General features: G+C 68.0%; 15 protein-coding genes. 7 read left to right on the forward strand and 8 right to left on the reverse strand.

All coding sequences use genetic code 11. The features are described 5' to 3' along the window. Positions 1 to 218 precede the first annotated feature (218 nt). Positions 219 to 1,163 (reverse strand): mycothiol synthase, encoded by a 945-nt coding sequence (gene mshD, locus NRB20_RS12050; RefSeq protein WP_406603813.1) that lies wholly within the window; start codon positions 1,161 to 1,163, stop codon positions 219 to 221. Continuing rightward, a complete protein-coding gene (locus tag NRB20_RS12055) occupies positions 1,160 to 1,924 on the reverse strand; it encodes a winged helix-turn-helix transcriptional regulator (protein WP_319944793.1) in 765 nt (254 codons plus the stop codon). Before NRB20_RS12055 ends, mshD begins: the two co-directional genes overlap by 4 nt. 488 nt (positions 1,925 to 2,412) lie before the next feature. On the opposite strand from NRB20_RS12055, the gene NRB20_RS12060 reads away from it, so the two are divergent. From NRB20_RS12060 to NRB20_RS12085, 6 genes are all read left to right on the forward strand, one after another. Continuing rightward, positions 2,413 to 3,234, forward strand: a complete 822-nt coding sequence (locus NRB20_RS12060) for an LmeA family phospholipid-binding protein (RefSeq protein ID WP_319944835.1) — start codon at positions 2,413 to 2,415, stop codon at positions 3,232 to 3,234. Then, positions 3,231 to 3,692: a thioredoxin family protein gene (locus NRB20_RS12065; RefSeq protein ID WP_153410127.1), complete on the forward strand. Its 462-nt coding sequence runs from the start codon at positions 3,231 to 3,233 to the stop codon at positions 3,690 to 3,692. The genes NRB20_RS12060 and NRB20_RS12065 overlap by 4 nt, the downstream gene beginning before the upstream one ends. 375 nt (positions 3,693 to 4,067) lie before the next feature. Further along, positions 4,068 to 4,559 carry a DUF4395 domain-containing protein gene (locus NRB20_RS12070; RefSeq protein ID WP_153410128.1) on the forward strand — a complete coding sequence of 164 codons (492 nt, stop codon included), beginning with the start codon at positions 4,068 to 4,070 and terminating at the stop codon, positions 4,557 to 4,559. 28 nt (positions 4,560 to 4,587) lie between these two features. Next, on the forward strand, positions 4,588 to 5,421 hold the full coding sequence (locus NRB20_RS12075; RefSeq protein ID WP_153410129.1) for a sulfurtransferase: 834 nt from the start codon (positions 4,588 to 4,590) through the stop codon (positions 5,419 to 5,421). Between the two features lie 5 nt (positions 5,422 to 5,426). Then, positions 5,427 to 5,732, forward strand: a complete 306-nt coding sequence (locus NRB20_RS12080; protein ID WP_153410130.1) for a DUF1416 domain-containing protein — start codon at positions 5,427 to 5,429, stop codon at positions 5,730 to 5,732. A gap of 299 nt (positions 5,733 to 6,031) precedes the next feature. After that, on the forward strand, positions 6,032 to 6,685 hold the full coding sequence (locus NRB20_RS12085; protein ID WP_319944794.1) for an FABP family protein: 654 nt from the start codon (positions 6,032 to 6,034) through the stop codon (positions 6,683 to 6,685). 1 nt (position 6,686) lies between these two features. Here the strand turns inward: NRB20_RS12085 and NRB20_RS12090 are convergent, their stop codons facing one another. The 6 genes from NRB20_RS12090 to NRB20_RS12115 form a co-directional block, all read right to left on the reverse strand. Beyond that, positions 6,687 to 7,271 carry a Uma2 family endonuclease gene (locus NRB20_RS12090; RefSeq protein WP_153410132.1) on the reverse strand — a complete coding sequence of 195 codons (585 nt, stop codon included), beginning with the start codon at positions 7,269 to 7,271 and terminating at the stop codon, positions 6,687 to 6,689. Positions 7,272 to 7,521: 250 nt separating this feature from the next. Further along, entirely contained in the window at positions 7,522 to 9,225 is a 1,704-nt protein-coding gene (locus NRB20_RS12095; protein ID WP_194289813.1) for an ATP-binding cassette domain-containing protein, read from the reverse strand. Beyond that, a complete protein-coding gene (cydD, locus tag NRB20_RS12100; RefSeq protein ID WP_153410133.1) occupies positions 9,222 to 11,015 on the reverse strand; it encodes a thiol reductant ABC exporter subunit CydD in 1,794 nt (597 codons plus the stop codon). Before cydD ends, NRB20_RS12095 begins: the two co-directional genes overlap by 4 nt. Before the next feature lie 3 nt (positions 11,016 to 11,018). After that, positions 11,019 to 12,083, reverse strand: coding sequence for a cytochrome d ubiquinol oxidase subunit II (gene cydB, locus NRB20_RS12105; protein WP_153410134.1), 1,065 nt, complete (start codon positions 12,081 to 12,083; stop codon positions 11,019 to 11,021). 13 nt (positions 12,084 to 12,096) lie between these two features. After that, entirely contained in the window at positions 12,097 to 13,539 is a 1,443-nt protein-coding gene (locus NRB20_RS12110; protein ID WP_153410135.1) for a cytochrome ubiquinol oxidase subunit I, read from the reverse strand. A gap of 200 nt (positions 13,540 to 13,739) precedes the next feature. Continuing rightward, a complete protein-coding gene (locus tag NRB20_RS12115) occupies positions 13,740 to 14,651 on the reverse strand; it encodes an aminodeoxychorismate lyase (protein WP_153410136.1) in 912 nt (303 codons plus the stop codon). Positions 14,652 to 14,829: 178 nt separating this feature from the next. Between NRB20_RS12115 and ygfZ the strand changes: the two genes are divergently transcribed. Next, positions 14,830 to 15,945 carry a CAF17-like 4Fe-4S cluster assembly/insertion protein YgfZ gene (gene ygfZ, locus NRB20_RS12120; protein WP_319944795.1) on the forward strand — a complete coding sequence of 372 codons (1,116 nt, stop codon included), beginning with the start codon at positions 14,830 to 14,832 and terminating at the stop codon, positions 15,943 to 15,945. Positions 15,946 to 16,049 lie beyond the last annotated feature (104 nt).

Consider the following 16,049-nt stretch of genomic DNA (forward strand, 5'->3'; position numbering starts at 1 on the left):
AGAACGCGCACACCGAGCAGCGGGTACTGCCCATAAGTAACGTAGGTTCGGCCGGTGGACAGTTGGACCTGGGCAAGTGAACGGGGAGTGAACAAGCCGACGCTATTTCGAGTTGTTGCTGTGACATTTGCCCCAGTGTTACCCACGTCATCCTGAGTGTTCGCTGTGAGGCCACCCGGAGTACGTACGGCGCGGAATCGACCCGCGCGAGAGCCGGATCAGCGGGCGGCGTAGGCGGCGTCCACGTGCGCGGTGCCGAAGCCGAGCCGGGTGTAGGTGTGCACCGCCGCGGTGTTGTCCGCCTCGGTGTAGAGCAGCACCTCGCCCAGACCCCGATCGCGCAGGTGGTGCAGGCCCGCGAGGGTCAGCAGCCGACCCAGACCGCGCCCCTGCGCGGCGGGATCGATACCGACCACGTACACCTCGCCGACCGGCGGTTCCGCCTGTTCCGCGGCATTCTCCGGGGCGTCCGAGGCGTCGTGCACCTTGGTCCAGTGAAAGCCCAGGATCCGTTCGGGCCGGGCGGTGTCCACCGCGATGAACAGGCCCTTCGGATCGAACCAGGACGATTCGCGACGGACCGTGATGTCGGCCTCGGACCAGCCGCCCTGTTCGGGATGCCAGTCGAACGCCGCATTGTTCACTCGCAGCAGTTCCGCGTCGTCGCCGGGACCGGCGTAGGTCCGCAAGGTGAGTCCGGACGGCACCACCAACTCCGGTAGCTCAGAATTCGCCAGCGGGCGGCGCATCTGCCACAACTCCCGCGCCACACTCAGTCCGAGACGCCCCGCGACGGCCCGCGCGGAGGGCAGATTCCCGTGCGCCCAGACCCGCGCGCCCCGGCCGCCCTCGGCCAGCGCCGCGGCCACCAGGGCCGCACCGATCCCGCGACCGCGATGCCGCGGATCCACCACGACCTCCGCCATCGCCGGGTGATCACCATGTGCCGCAACGAGATTCGCGTATCCGGCGACCGCGTCCTCACGCATCGCGAGCAGCTGCCGGGCCGTGCCGGGCGCGTCCAGGGACAGCACGGCCTGTTCGGAAACCGCTGCGACGCCGTCGGATTCGTCGGCCCGCGCGAGCAGTCCGCGAACCTGCGACGCGACGTCGGCGGGCAGCTCGCTGGTCCAGCCCGACAGCTCCGCTCGATCGTCGCTCACGACAGCGAACCGTTGACCGGGGCCGGTTGTACGTCGTCGACGGACGCGTCGTCCTCGGCGGCGGCCTGGGCCGGATCGGCCTTGGCATTCGAACGCGCCGGTCGCACCGCCTTGTACCCGACGTTGCGCACCGTGCCGATCAGCGACTCGTATTCACTGCCGAGTTTGGCGCGCAACCGCCGCACGTGGACGTCCACCGTGCGGGTGCCGCCGAAGAAGTCGTAACCCCAGACCTCCTGCAACAGCTGGGCCCGGGTGAATACCCGGCCCGCATGCTGCGCGAGGTACTTCAGCAGTTCGAATTCCTTGTACGTCAGATCGAGCGGGCGACCGCGCAGCCGCGCGGTGTAGGTGCCCTCGTCGATCACCAACTCGCCCAGGGTGATCTTGCCGGTGTTCTCCGGACTGGCCGAACCGCCGTTGCGCGCGACCAGCAGCCGCAGCCGGGCGTCGAGTTCGGCGGGCCCGGTACCGGGCAGCAGGATGTCGTCCAGGCCCCAGTCCGCATTGACCGCGACCAACCCGCCCTCGGTGAGGACCGCGACGACCGGCACCGAGGATCCGGTGCTGCCGAGCAACCGGCACAGCCCGCGCGCGGCGGCCAGATCGGTCCGCGCGTCGACCAGCGCCACATCGGCCGACCCCGCCTCGAGCAGGGAGGAGACCTCCGTGGGCGCGGGACGGACGTTGTGGGGTAACAACGCCAGCGAGGGCAGGACCGACTCCGGGTTCGGGTCCGAGGTCAGCAGGAGCAGCTCCACCGGCTCTCCTCCCAATCTGGCATGTCCGCGGCAACCTCGGTGTACATCCGCGACATCATGCTCGTTAGCACTGGTAATTCGTGCCTACATTAGCGCGTCTGCCGGGTTGACCACGCATTCCGGGCGCACGGCACACCCCGCGCCGGGCGCGGCGGCATCCGGTTCAGCGAACGCCCCGGGCTGATCGCGTCGACAACAGATATCGTGCATGCATGGGTAACTCACCGGGTACCCCGACGACCCGACCAGCCGTACCGCGCCGACCCGGCGACGAACCTGGCGACCGGCCCGCCCGAGCTGTGCGCGGGCAGGCGAGCGCATGACCGGGACCTCATCCGACCGCCCCGGACCGGCGTTGTCCGCCGAATCCCGCAGAGGCGGCCGCGATCATGACTAATCCGACGAAGACCCCGGCCGCGGACCTGTCCGCCGCCGCACCGGACACCGCGGACGCCGTGGCGGTTCGCCCGCCGATGCGCGCGGTGCTGGTGCGCAAGATCGTGCTGGGACTGCTGCTGCTGACCGCGATCGCGGTGGTGGTGGATTTCACCGCGGCGGCCTATTCCGAATACCGCGTTTCGCGATCGTTGCGGGCCGGCGGTGAGCTCAGCGCCGACCCGAGCGTGACCATGCACGGCTTCCCGTTCGTGCTGCAGGCCTGGCACGGTGATTTCCGCAACGTCGACATCCGGGCCAGCGCGAACCGGCCGGACATCCCGGGCCAGATCCTGGTCGAGGCGACCCTCAACGGCGTCCACCTCCCCGCGCACGCGCTGCTCGACGGCGACACCCGGGCGGTTCCGGTGGATCGGGTGTCCGGGCGGATGCGCATCGAACCGGTCGAACTCGGCCGCCTGTTCAACATCCCCGACCTGGACATGCGCGGGCCGCCGGCCGACAAGTCCGACGGCACGGGCGGCTCCGGCGGTTCGGGCGTCACCACCCAGGGCGCGCTCATCCTCAGCGGCACCATCCCGCTGGGTCCGGAACCGCGCAGCACCGAGCGGGTCAGTGTGAAGGCCGATCTGATGCTGGACGGCGATCAGGTCCGCATCGTCGCGACGGATCTGTATCACGGCGAGGAGACCGCCGGCGCGAACCCGGTGGGGAATTCGGTGATGAACTCGTTCGAACTGAGCCCCGACCTGGACAAGAACGCGGTGCTGGCCCGGTTCACCCGGACCATCGACACCCGTGATCTGCCCTTCGGCGTGCACCCGACCAGCGTCAAGGCGCTCGGCGGCAATATCATCGTCGAAGGGGAGGGCGAAAATATGACGATCGATATGGACAGGTTCGCCCAGCCATGACCCAGATCTGGATTCTCGTCGCGGTGCTGGTGGTCGGCGCGGCCATCGGCCTGCTGCTGCGTCGCCGCGAGGGACGTGTTCGCACCGCCCCCGCCAAGGCCGCCGCGCCCGAAAATGCCGAGCGCGCAGCACTTCTGACGGCTGTGGGCGTCGGCGCGGCACAGCCCGCGGTACTGCATTTCTCCGCCGAATGGTGTGGTCCGTGCGCCGCGGTGCGGCGGGTCGTCGGCGGCGTGGTCGCCGATCTGGCCGAGACCGAGGCCGCGCCGCGCGATATCGAGGTCGACATCGATGCCGAACCCGCGCTGGCCCGCGAGTTGAACGTGCTGTCCCTGCCCACCACGTTCGTGTTCGACGCGCAGGGCCGCGAACGCTTCCGGATCTCCGGTGTGCCCAAGGCCGCGGATCTGCGCAGCGCGCTGCTGCCGCTCACCGAGCCCGAGGCCCGCTGCGCCTGAGCCCTCGCCGCGTCTGGCGAACCGACGCGGCCGCGGCCGGGCGGCGAGGGGTGCGAACCCGGACAATCGCGTCCGAATCCGCGTGCTGACCGGCCGTGAGCAGGTCGATCGCACCGATTCCCGACCCCGGGTCCAATTTCCGCGCCGAACCGGGTAAACTGATCGACGTGCAAACCCGCCGAGAGCTGATGCTCACCCGTCGCCGCACAGTTGATCTGTGCCGCCTCGGCGGCTGTTGCTGCCTGTGCATGTAGCCGGTCGGCCTTTACTGTTCCCCGCTGCCGACCGGTTGTCCTACCGCGTGAGCGATCTCGTAGATCCCCCGGTTATCTGATTCCGATACAGACTGACGTACGCAGCGCAGGAGTTCTTCCGATGTCTCAATCCGACACCGATTTATCGACGCAGCCCGCCCGGCCCGGCCAGGTCGACGTCCGGGGCCCCCGCTTCGCGGCGTGGCTCACCACCGGCGTGCTGATCGTGGTACTACTCGTCTCCGCCGTATCGGTTCCGGCCGCCGCGGTGATCATCGCCCTGCAGGCCGTGGCGTTCGCGCTCGGCGCGCTGCTGGGCCCGCGACGCAGCCCGTACGGGTTGATCTACGCGACGTTCGTCGCGCCCCGTGTCGGCCCGCCCAGCGAGGTCGAACCCGTCGCGCCGCTGCGGTTCGCCCAGCTCGTCGGGCTGATCTTCGCGGTGGTCAGCTTCATCGGCTTCGTCTCCGGCAGTGCCGTGGTCGGCGCCATCTTCGCCGCCTTCGCGCTGTTCGCGGCATTCCTCAACGCGGCGTTCGGCATCTGCCTGGGCTGCATGATGTATCCCCTGGTGCAGCGGATCCTCCCCGCGCCCACACAGTCCCCCTCCTAGCCCGGCAAGTCACATCGAAAGGAACAACATGGCTCGCTCCGATGTCCTGGTCTCCGCAGACTGGGTAGAAGAGAACCTCAACGCCCCCGGCGTCGTCATCGTCGAGGTCGACGAGGACACCTCCGCCTACGACACGGGCCACATCGAAGGTGCCGTCAAGGTCGACTGGAAGCAGGACCTGCAGGATGCGGTCCGTCGCGACTTCGTCAACCGTGAGCAGTTCTCCGATCTGCTGTCGGCGCGTGGTATCTCCAACGACGACACCGTGGTCCTGTACGGCGGCAACAACAACTGGTTCGCCGCGTACGCGTACTGGTACTTCAAGCTGTACGGCCACCAGAACGTGAAGCTGCTCGACGGCGGCCGCAAGAAGTGGGAGCTGGACGGCCGTCCGCTGTCGAAGGACGCCGTGAGCCGCCCCGCCGCCACCTACAAGGCCGGTGAGCAGGACCTGTCGATCCGCGCGTTCCGCGATGACACCATCGCCGCGATCGGCACCAAGAACCTCGTCGACGTGCGTTCGCCCGACGAGTTCTCCGGCAAGATCCTCGCGCCGGCGCACCTGCCGCAGGAGCAGAGCCAGCGTCCCGGCCACATCCCCACCGCGATCAACGTGCCGTGGAGCAAGGCCGCGAACGAGGACGGCACCTTCCGTTCCGACGAGGAGCTGGCGGAGCTGTACAAGGATGCGGGTCTGGACGGCGAGAAGGAGACCATCGCCTACTGCCGCATCGGCGAGCGTTCCTCGCACACCTGGTTCGTGCTGCAGGAGCTGCTTGGCCACAAGAATGTCAAGAACTACGACGGAAGCTGGACCGAGTACGGCTCCCTCGTGGGAGCACCGATCGAGTTGGGAGCCTAATTCCTATGTGCGCAGCACCTACCCAGGGTCAGACCCTGCCTGCCAATGTCGACACCGAGAAGGAGACGGTCCTGACCGGCCGTGTCCTCGACGCCGACGGCAACCCCGTCGGTGGTGCGTTCGTCCGTCTGCTGGACTCCGGCGACGAGTTCACCGCCGAGGTCGTCGCCTCGGGCACCGGTGACTTCCGCTTCTTCGCCGCCCCCGGCACCTGGACCCTGCGCGCCCTGTCCTCCTCGGGCAACGGCACCGCGAAGGTCTCGCCCGAGGGCGCGGGCATCCACAACGTGGACGTCTCCGTCGCGAAGTAATTTGCCGGACAACTGAATTCGACCGAGCGGCAGCCTGCGGAAGCGGGCTGCCGCTCGGTGCGTTCCGCGGCCCGCATGCGACTCCGGCGGGTTTTCCGGATACGGCCCATCTCACAACATCCCGGTTTCCGTCCCGGGGTCGCAGGTCGATAGACTCCCGGTGTGGTCCTTACATTCGAGATTTTGCTGGTTCTCGTTTCCGTGCTGATCGCTTGGTTCGGTCTGTACGTCCTCTACCGGCTCTTCACCGAGTCGTGACCGATTCCGGGCACGTCGAGAACTCAACATCGAACGGCTCGGTGTCCGCTACGGACAACGGGGTCGACTCCGCGCGCCGCAGTGGTGACGCCGCGGTGCACGAGGCCGCCGAACGGGCGAAATCGACCGCGCCGCGCAACATTCCGCAGTTGCCGGATCTGCCGCTGCCCGAGGACACCGCGAACCTGCGCCAGGGCCCGGACCTGAGTTCCTCGATGCTCGCGCTGCTGCCGCTGGTCGGCGTGTGGCGCGGCGAGGGCGAGGGCAACGATCCCGAGCGCGGCGACTACCACTTCGGTCAGCAGATCATCGTCTCGCACGACGGCGGCGACTACCTGACCTGGCAGTCCCGCTCCTGGGTGCTCGACACCGAGGGCAACTACGACGGCCCGGATCTGCGCGAGAGCGGTTTCTGGCGAGTCGGTATCGACGGCGACGACGAGGTCATCGAACTGCTGCTCACGCACAGCTCCGGCGTCGTCGAACTGTTCTACGGCCAGGCCCTGACCCAGTCCTCCTGGGAACTCGCCACCGACGTCGTCATCCGCAGCCAATCCGGCGCGGTGGTGGGCGGCGCGAAACGCCTCTACGGCATCGTCGAAGGCGGCGACCTCGGCTACGTCGAGGAACGAATAGTCGCCGACGGCGCCCTGGAGCCCCGCCTCTCGGCCCGCCTCCAGCGCTACATCGGCTGATTCAGCCCCGCCCCTGCTCGATCACCAGGCCGATCTCCACCGGAAATGGCACCGGGATCTTCAGGATGTCATGGAAAATGCCAAGCAGCGCATAGGAATTGGTCGCGGGATCAAGTTCATAGGCATAGACGACCGGAGCCGCGCCGTTGCGCTCGACCCGCCAGTAATGGCGGATCCCGGCCTTCGCATATTTGCCCGGCTTGGTGTCGCGGTCCCGCTCCTGCGAATCCTTGGAGACCACTTCGACCGCGAGGACCACATCCTCCGCGAAGTAGTAGCTGTCGGGATCTGCCCGATCGAATGCCTCGGAAGTGACGACGAGAACGTCCGGTTCCGGCATTTGACGCACGCCGAGCTTGACGGCCATCTCACGATCAGCTCGTAGATTCTCCGGTGCCTGCAGATCCAGTTCGCGCCGCAAATGGTCGATCACCTGCCTGTGCCACTTCACCTGCGGGCTCACAAAGATCAGGCTCCCGTCGATCAGTTCAGTGTGGCGAGGCAGGTTGGACAACCGCAGAAACGCATCGACCGTGAACCCCTCGGGGGGCGGTATCAGCCAGTCGGGTACCGGCTCGACAGTCATGCTCACAGCGTAACCCCTGGTCGAAAATGGACCATGACGAAAAGGAACGACCCCCGAGTCGTTCCGCGGATTTCTCGCGCGGTCCCGGTCGGACTGGCCGGGGACTCGGGGGCCGGGTGGCTGCCTTGGATTCGCCGGGCGCTTCGCGCTAACGGTTGCCCGTGGCAGCGGTGGCGCTCAGCTGACAGCCACCTCACGTGTCCTTTGAATACTCATTCGTCGAACCACCTCCTTCCAGTGTGATTCGAATCTAACGGGTGGTGGCGGGGGTCGGCAACGTATTTTCGCGGGGGGCGAAATTGCTGGTGGGGCGGGTTTCGGTGGTGATGTGGCCGGTGCTGGAGAGGTGGATGACGGTGTCGGCGTGGTGGTTCGGGGGGAGTTGGTGGGTGACTACGACCACCGTGCGGTCGGGGGCGATCAGGCCGCTGGTGGCGTCGAGCAGGGCGCGCAGGAGGGTGGCGCCGGTGTCGGCTTCCAGGTGTTCGGTGGGTTCGTCCAGGAGTAGGACGTCGGCCGGGGAGAGCAGGGCGCGGGCGAGCAGGAGGCGGCGGCGTTGACCGCCCGATACCGCTGCCGCGCCGCCGATCAGGTCGGTGTACAGGCCCTCGGGGAGCGAGTCGAGCCAGTCACCGGCGCCTACCGCGCGCAGGGCCGCGATGGCCTGCGCCTCGGTGATGTCACCGCGGGATACGCGCAGGTTCTCCAGGACGGTGGTGCCGAAGAGGTGGGCGTCCTCGGCGAAGAAGGTGATTCCGGGGCGCGGGGTGTCGAAGAGTCCGGCCCAGGCCATGAGCAGGGTGGTCTTGCCCGCGCCGCTCGGGCCGAGGACCGCGATCCGGCGGCCGGCGGGCAGTTCGGGTAGTTGTCGCAGTCGATCCGGTTGTGCGCGAAGGTCTTTCGTGTGCTCGGCGGCGGTGATGCGATGCAGTGCGGCCCGGCCTCTGGTCAACGCCTGGGCAGCGGCGGGAAGTACGCCCACCGCCTCGAACGCGGACAGCGGCAGCAGGACGAGGACGGCCATGGCCATCGGGGTGAGTGCGCCCGGCGGGACGGATTGCAGTGTGCCCTCGGGCATTCCGGCGATTCCGGGGGCGCCGTAGAGGGCGATGCCGATGAGCAGCGCGCCCAGCACGCTCACCCCGATCGAGACGGGGGTTGCCGCGGCGGCCCAGGCGCTGTGGGCGGCGGCGCGATCCTCGGCGGTGACCGCGCGGCGGCTCGCGGACGCGGCCGTTTCCAGCGCGGCGTCGAGGCGTCCGGCGACGCGCAGTTCGGGGGCGTGGTCGAGCACCGTCATCGCGGCGGCGGTGAATTCGGTGCGGTCGTCGCGGACGGCGAGTTCGGCTTCCCGGGCCGCTCGCGCGGACAACCACGGGGCGAAGATTCCGGCGACGGCCAGTGCGAGCGCGAGAATCGCTGCGGCAGGCAAGGATACGGTTGCGAGCACGGCGACGGCGGCGACCGACAGGATGGTCGCGACCGCGATCGGGACGACCGCACGAACCACTACCGTGCCGAGATCATCGATATCGCTGACGATCCGGGTCAGCAGGTCCCCGCGTCGCAGCCTGGTCGGATCATCCTGTGCGCCAGCGGGTTCGGCGGCGCTCCGGGAACGCGGCGTCCAGATGTCGGCCCGCGCCAACGCCGTGTACACCCCGGTCCGCGCGGTCGTCATCGCCCGCAGTGCCACGTCGTGCGTCGCCAGTCGTTCCAGATACCGGCACAATCCTCGCGAAATCCCCAGTGCCCGAACGGCAACCACGGCGACACTCAGATCCAGCACCGGCGGCATCTCCCAGGCCCGCGCGATCAACCACGCGGCCAACCCCGACAATGCCAGCCCGCTCCCCAGCGCCAGCACACCCCACCCGATCGACACCGCGACCCGCCGGCCCGACAGGCCCAGCATCTTCCGCATCCGCCGGAAATCCGCCCACGCGTTGGTCATCGGAGCTCCTCCCGAGGCCCGACGTGCAACTCCCCGAGTGGCCGAGAGCTGCCGAACCGATCGGCCACGGCCCCCACTTCCGGGAGATCGGCGTCGCGTGCCACCGAATCATCCCGGTACGCACGGACTTCCACAAGATTGTCGGCGAAGGCCAGCAGGTCGGGGCGGTGGGCCACGATGACGATGGTCGCGCCGCGGCGAGCACGGGCGGTGAGAGCGGACAGGACGGTGGCGGCGCTGCGATCGTCCAGGTGGGCGGTGGGTTCGTCCAGCAGCAGGATCGGGCGGTCGGCGGCCAGGACCCGGGTCAGGGCGAGGCGTTGACGCTGTCCGAGGGACAGGCCCAGGCCACCGGTGCCGACCACGGTGTTCCAGCCGTTCGGAAGGTCGCGGAGAACAGCATCGAATCCGGTGGCGACACAGGCCGATTCCAGGAGTGCGGCGTCGGTGGCAGGGCCGAGCAGTTCGAGATTCTCGCGCAGGGTGCCGGGTAGCAGCACCGGACGTTGCGGCAGCCAGGCGACCCGCGACCACCAGGACCGGGAATCCAGCTCACGCACCGGAACCCCGTCCACCAGAACCGATCCGGAGTCGGGCCACATCGTGCCCAGAATCGATTGCAGCACAGTCGATTTACCGCATCCGTTGGGACCTGCCAGCACTGTGATCGCACCGGGCCGCAGTACCGCGGACAATCCGGCAGGCGCGAAACCGTCCCGAGACCGCACCGAAAGGTCCCGAATCTCGACCTCGCCCCGGAAATCCGAAATCCGCCCGGCACCAGCGGAACCCACCTCGCGCCCTTCGGATTCCAGCACCGCGAACGCCCGCTCCGCCGCCGCCATCCCATCCCGCGCCGCGTGGAACCGCTCCCCCACCGCCCGCAGCGGCAGATACACCTCCGGAGCCAGAATCAACCCGAGCAACCCCGCGTACAACCCCATATGCCCGAACACCAACCGCATCCCGATCGACACCGCCACCAATGCCACACACAGCGTGGCCAGCATCTCCAACACCATCGAGGACAGAAACGCCACCCGCAACGCCGCCATCGTCCGCACCTGCAACGACTCCCCCAACGCCCGCACCCGATGACTCATCGTCATCCCGGAACCCGCTGCACGCCCGGCGGTTTCGCGTCCCAGCGCACGCAAGGTCGGCATCCCGGCGAACAGGTCGAGGAGTTGGTCGGACAGGCGGGTAGTGGCGGTGAGGGTGGCGGCGGAGCGGCCCTGGGTCATCAGGCCGATCAGGATCATGAATATCGGGATGAGAGGGAGGGTGATGAGGATGATCAGACCGGCGGGCGGGTCGTGGATCGCGATGACCGCCAATACGATCGGTGGGACCAGGGCCGCCAGGAGTAGTGCGGGGAGGTAGCCGGTCAGGTAGGCGCGTAATCCGCTCAGCGCGCTGCCGACGACGACTGCCAATTCCGTTCGGCGCGAATCCAATTCACGCGGCGCGAGCTCGGAACCGGCGACCAGGACGGCCTGTTCCAGCTCGGCGACGACCCGCGCACCGGCCCGATGCGCGAGGCGCGACTGCCACCAGGTCGCCACGCCCCGGCCGCCGATCGCGAGAGCGAACACCACGATCTCCACGCCCCACGAGCCGATCGAACGTCGCGCGGGGTCGGTGATCACCCCGGCCAGCATCCGCGCCAGCAGCATCGCACCCACCACGATGCATCCGGTCGTCACCAGCGAAAGTCCCACGCTGACAACGAGATACCGCCGGGCGGAACGCGCGTACCGCCACAGTCTCGGGTCGACGGGTCCGGCCATGACTCAGCTCGCGGTGCCGCGTTGCAACGACAGACCGGTCGCGGGCGGGATCTGCTCGACGGTCAGCCGCTTGCGGAACACCCAGTACGTCCAGCCCTGGTACAGCAGCACGACCGGCGTCACGATCACCGCGCACCAACTCATCACCATCAGCGTGTAGTGCGTCGAGGACGCGCTCACGGTCGCATGCCCGTCGACCATCCGCCCGTCCACACTCAGCCCGAACGACGGGTCGATGCACGACGGCAGGACGTACGGGAACAGCGCGCCGAACAGCAGCACCATCGCCGAGACGACGGTCAGCGCGGTCCCGGTGAACGCCCAGCCGTCCCGCCCGCGCAACGTCGCCGCGGCCGCGAGTGCGAGCCCGATCACGGCCAGCGCCAACGGAATCCACGTCCAGCCCTTACCGTGCGCGAGCTGCGTCCACAGGCCGAACCCGGCCACCACCAGCACCGTGGGCCCCAGCACGATCCGCGCGACCCGCCGCGCACCGTCCCGCACCTCACCACCGGTCTTGAGCCCGATGAACACCGCACCGTGCAGCAGGAACAGCAGCGCCGTGGTGAGCGCCCCGAGCAACGCGTAGGGCCCGAGCAGATCGAGCAGACTGCCGTGAATCTGCTTGTGCTCGTTGAGTTGTACGCCGCGCACCATGTTCGCGAAGGCCAGTCCCCAGGCCAGCGCGGGCACCCAGGATCCGAAGAGGATCGCCGCGTCGCACCCGGCCCGCCAGCGCGGATCGTCGATCTTGCTGCGGTATTCGATGCCGGCGATCCGCACGATCAACGCGACCAGAATCAACAGCAGCGCCAGATAGAACCCCGAGAACAGGCTCGCGTACCACTCCGGGAACGCCGCGAACAGCGCACCGCCCGCGGTGATCAGCCACACCTCGTTACCGTCCCAGACGGGTCCGATCGTGTTGAGCACCACACGTTTTCGCGTCTCGGAGCCGCGGCCGAGGATCGGCATCAGCATGCCGACGCCGAAGTCGAAGCCCTCCAGCACGAAATAGCCGGTGAACAGCACACCGATCACCAGGAACCAGAATTCCGGCAGACTCATTTGCTCGACTCCCTCAGTAGGCGAACGAAAGCTTCTCGACGGCACCGTCTTCCGCGCTCACCGCGGATTTCTCCTCGGGCCCCTCGACGACGTACCGGCGCATCAGGAAGAACCACACGACCGCCAGCACCCCGTACAGCGCGGTGAAGACGATCAATGAGGTCAGCACGGTGCCCGCGGTGTTGCCGGATACGGCCTGCTGCACCGTCATTCGAATGTTCGGGTCACCGGTCGGATTGGGCGCGACCACCCACGGCTGGCGGCCCATCTCGGTGAACACCCAGCCGGCGCTGTTGCCCAGGAAGGGCGTCGGGATGACGAGCAGACCCAGCCAGCCGAGCCAGCGCTGTCCGGGAATCCGCCCGCGCCGGGTCAGCCACAGCCCGACCAGCGCGATCAGCGCGGAGCCGCCCGCCCAGGTGATCATCGCGCGGAACGTCCAGTAGGTCACGAACAGATTCGGCCGATAGTCCCCCGGCCCGTACTTCTCGTTGTAGCTGACCTGCAGATCCTTCACCCCGCCCAGCGTGACGCCGCTGAACTTGCCCTCGGCCAGCCAGGGCAGCACCGCGGGCACCTCGATGAGGTGGGTGACGCTGTCGCAGTTGTTGTGCGTGCCGACGGTGAGCACCGAGAAGTCCGGATCGGTCTGCCCGTGGCACAGCGATTCGGCCGAGGCCATCTTCATCGGCTGCTGTTTGAACATGAGCTTGCCCTGCACGTCGCCGGTGAACACCAGCGCGACGCCCGCGACGATGATCACCCACATGCCCATCCGCGCGGCGGGCCGCCACATATCGCGGGCCAGGTCGACGTTGCCCTTGCGCGATTCCCGAACCATCCACCAGCAACCGATACCGGCCACGAAAGTGGCTGCGGTGAGGAAGGATCCGGCGACCACGTGCGGAAACGCGGCCAGCGCGGTGTTGTTGGTGAGCAGCTGCCAAATGCTGTGCAGCTCAGCGCGTTTGGTCGCCGGGTTGTAGACCGCGCCGACCGGATGCTGCATGAACGAGTTGGCCGCGATGATGAAGAACGCCGACGCGTTCACCCCGATCGCGACCAGCCAGATCGTCGCCAGATGCACCAGTTTGGGCAGCCGGGTCCAGCCGAAGATCCACAGCCCGAGGAACGTGGATTCCATGAAGAAGGCGACCAGCCCCTCCATGGCCAGGGGCGCGCCGAAGACGTCGCCGACGAATCGCGAGTACTCGCTCCAGTTCATCCCGAACTGGAATTCCTGCACGATGCCGGTCGCGACCCCCAGCGCGAAGTTGATCATGAACAGCTTGCCGAAGAACTTCGTCAGCCGATACCAGTGATCCCTCCCGGTGACCACCCACGCGGTCTGCATCCCCGCGACCAGGGGCGCCAAACCGATGGTGAGCGGCACGAACATGAAGTGATAGACCGTCGTGATACCGAACTGCCACCGCGATATGTCGACAACGTTCATCCGGCCTCCTACCCCTACTACTACGTGTCGTAGTAAGGCTACGCCAGACCCTCGTCAGAACAACGAGTCTTACATCACGACATCGCGTCTTTCGCCGTAGCTCCGAGACCAACTCCGGATAACGCCGACCGCAAGGGTCGGGGCCCGGCTCGATTCTGGACTGACGGAGCGGGGGAGCGAAGCGGAGGCCAAAAATACAGCTACCAGTCGGCGAGATTCCAGTTCCGCGCGATACCCCGATCGACCATTTCACTGATCTCCGGAGCGCAGTCCGGAGCGGACATCCGCAGCCCGTCCAGCGAGGCCACCCGCGCGGCCAACGTGACGCTCGACAACAGCCACACGCTGTCCGCGGTGATCAGATCCGCGACGAAGAACGACCGGTACTCGCACTTCCAGCCCGCCCGCTCGGCCTCGGCGAACAGCGCGCGCTGCGTGATGCCCGGCAGCACACCGTGTTTGGCGGGCGGGGTGAGCAACTGCTTGTCCCGCTGGATCACCACGGTCGACCGCGGCCCCTCGAGCACCCGATGTTCGGTGCTGGTGAAGACGACATCGTCCGCGTCCTGACGCGCGGCGAAACGCAGCGCGGCCATATTCGTCGCGTACGACAGCGATTTCGCGCCCATCAGCAGCCACGGCGCACTCTGCGCGAGATCCACCGACACCCCGCGCGCCAGGGTGATCACCGAAATCCCTTCGGTGCGAGCCTTTTTCACCCGATCAGCGACCCCGGCGACGAGCACGTACGCGGTCGAGTCCGGTGTCTCGGACAGTGCGCCGGAGGTGATCGGCGACGCCGGACCGGCGCTCTCGCGACCGCGGGTCAGCACCATGCGCAGCTGGCCCTCGCGCTCGCTGCCCCACTCCTTGGCCGCCACCTCGACCACCGAACGCCATTGCCCGAGATCGGGTTCCGGTAGATCGAGCGCCTGTGCCGAACGCCGTAGCCGGGCCAGATGCAGTTCCAGCGCACAGGGTTTACCCTCGCGTACCAGAACCGTTTCGAAGACGCCGTCACCGCGCAGTGCGCCGAAATCGTCCGCAGAGAGCAACGGCGCGTCCGGGTCCTGGACCGCGCCGTCGAGTGTCACCAGAACTCGATCCACCATGCGCAGCAGCCTAGGCGAACGGACGCCTCCGCGAGCGAGTACGAACTGCCGTCGAGCGGTGTCACATCCGCGCGGATCACCCGGCAACCCGTGAGGAACACCACAGCAAACGAACCGTGACATTCCACCGCACCGCGCGCGCCGACCCGCCCGCCGCGAGTTCGCCTATTGTGGAGGTGTGTCCGTGGATCTCCCGCCCAGTCCGCTGCTGACAGTTCCGGGGGCCGTCGCGGGCTCACCCGGCACCCCCGATGCCGCGGTCGCCTGGCATCACGGTGACCCGTTCGGTGAACAGCGCGCCGCCACCAAGCGCGCGGCCGTGGTCGATCGTTCCCATCGTTTCGTCCTGACCATCACCGGCGCGGAACGGCTGTCCTGGCTGCACACCATCTCCAGCCAGCACATCACCGATCTCGCCGACGGTGAGTCGGCCGAGGATCTGGACCTGGATCTGAACGGCCGGGTACTGCATCACTTCGTGCTCACCGACCTGGATGGCACGCTGTGGATCGACACCGAGGGTGAGCGCGGCCCGGCCCTGCTGGACTACTTGCGCAAGATGGTGTTCTGGGCCGACGCGAAGCCCGAGGCCGCACCCGAACACGCGCTGCTGACCCTGCTGGGCCCCGGCGTCGCGGCACTCACCGAGACGCTCGGGGTCGAACAGCTACCTCCGATATATGGCGCAATTGCGCTACCCGCTGGCGGATTCCTGCGACGTATGCCGTGGCCCACAGGTGACAGTTTCGATCTGCTGGTGCCGCGCGAGGATCTGCACGAGTGGTGGTCCCGGCTCACCGCCGCGGGTGTGGCGCCGGCCGGACTCTGGGCGTTCGAGGCGCTGCGGGTGGCCTCGCTACGACCGCGCATCGGCGTGGACACCGACGATCGCACCATTCCGCACGAGGTCGGCTGGATCGGCGACATCGGCGAATTCGGCGCGGTCCATCTGCACAAGGGCTGCTATCGCGGTCAGGAGACCGTCGCGCGGGTGCACAACCTCGGTAAGCCGCCACGTCATCTGGTGCTGCTGCATCTGGACGGTTCGGCCGATTCCCGTCCCGAGATCGGTGATCCGGTGACCGCGGGCGGTCGCGCGGTGGGCCGCCTGGGCACCTTGATCGACCATTACGAGCTGGGGCCGGTCGCGTTGGCCCTGGTCAAACGGGCCGTCCCCGCCGACGCCCAGCTCGAGGCGGGCCCGATGGCCGCGGCCATCGATCCGGATTCGGTGCCCTCGGACGACGAACCGCAGGCCGGCCGCCTCGCGGTGGAGAGATTGCGCGGGCGATGAACGCGCCCGTCGGCGAATCCGCGGTGCGGCATGCACCGGCCGCGGCCCCACGGTCCGGGGTCGGCGCGGTCGGGGAGATCCTGGCGGTGTGTGTCGTGCACGCC

It is taken from the genome of Nocardia macrotermitis (genome assembly GCF_009604405.1).
Taxonomy (GTDB): Bacteria; Actinomycetota; Actinomycetes; order Mycobacteriales; family Mycobacteriaceae; genus Nocardia; species Nocardia macrotermitis.

Bases quoted from the DNA above. Each gene is read 5' to 3' on its own strand.
- NRB20_RS12065 (WP_153410127.1), top strand. From the start codon at position 3,231: ATGACCCAGATCTGGATTCTCGTCGCGGTGCTGGTGGTCGGCGCGGCC.
- NRB20_RS12070 (WP_153410128.1), top strand. From the start codon at position 4,068: ATGTCTCAATCCGACACCGATTTATCGACGCAGCCCGCCCGGCCCGGC.
- NRB20_RS12075 (WP_153410129.1), top strand. From the start codon at position 4,588: ATGGCTCGCTCCGATGTCCTGGTCTCCGCAGACTGGGTAGAAGAGAAC.
- NRB20_RS12080 (WP_153410130.1), top strand. From the start codon at position 5,427: ATGTGCGCAGCACCTACCCAGGGTCAGACCCTGCCTGCCAATGTCGAC.
- NRB20_RS12090 (WP_153410132.1), bottom strand. From the start codon at position 7,271: ATGACTGTCGAGCCGGTACCCGACTGGCTGATACCGCCCCCCGAGGGG.
- NRB20_RS12095 (WP_194289813.1), bottom strand. From the start codon at position 9,225: ATGACCAACGCGTGGGCGGATTTCCGGCGGATGCGGAAGATGCTGGGC.
- cydD (WP_153410133.1), bottom strand. From the start codon at position 11,015: ATGGCCGGACCCGTCGACCCGAGACTGTGGCGGTACGCGCGTTCCGCC.
- cydB (WP_153410134.1), bottom strand. From the start codon at position 12,083: ATGAGTCTGCCGGAATTCTGGTTCCTGGTGATCGGTGTGCTGTTCACC.
- NRB20_RS12110 (WP_153410135.1), bottom strand. From the start codon at position 13,539: ATGAACGTTGTCGACATATCGCGGTGGCAGTTCGGTATCACGACGGTC.
- NRB20_RS12115 (WP_153410136.1), bottom strand. From the start codon at position 14,651: ATGGTGGATCGAGTTCTGGTGACACTCGACGGCGCGGTCCAGGACCCG.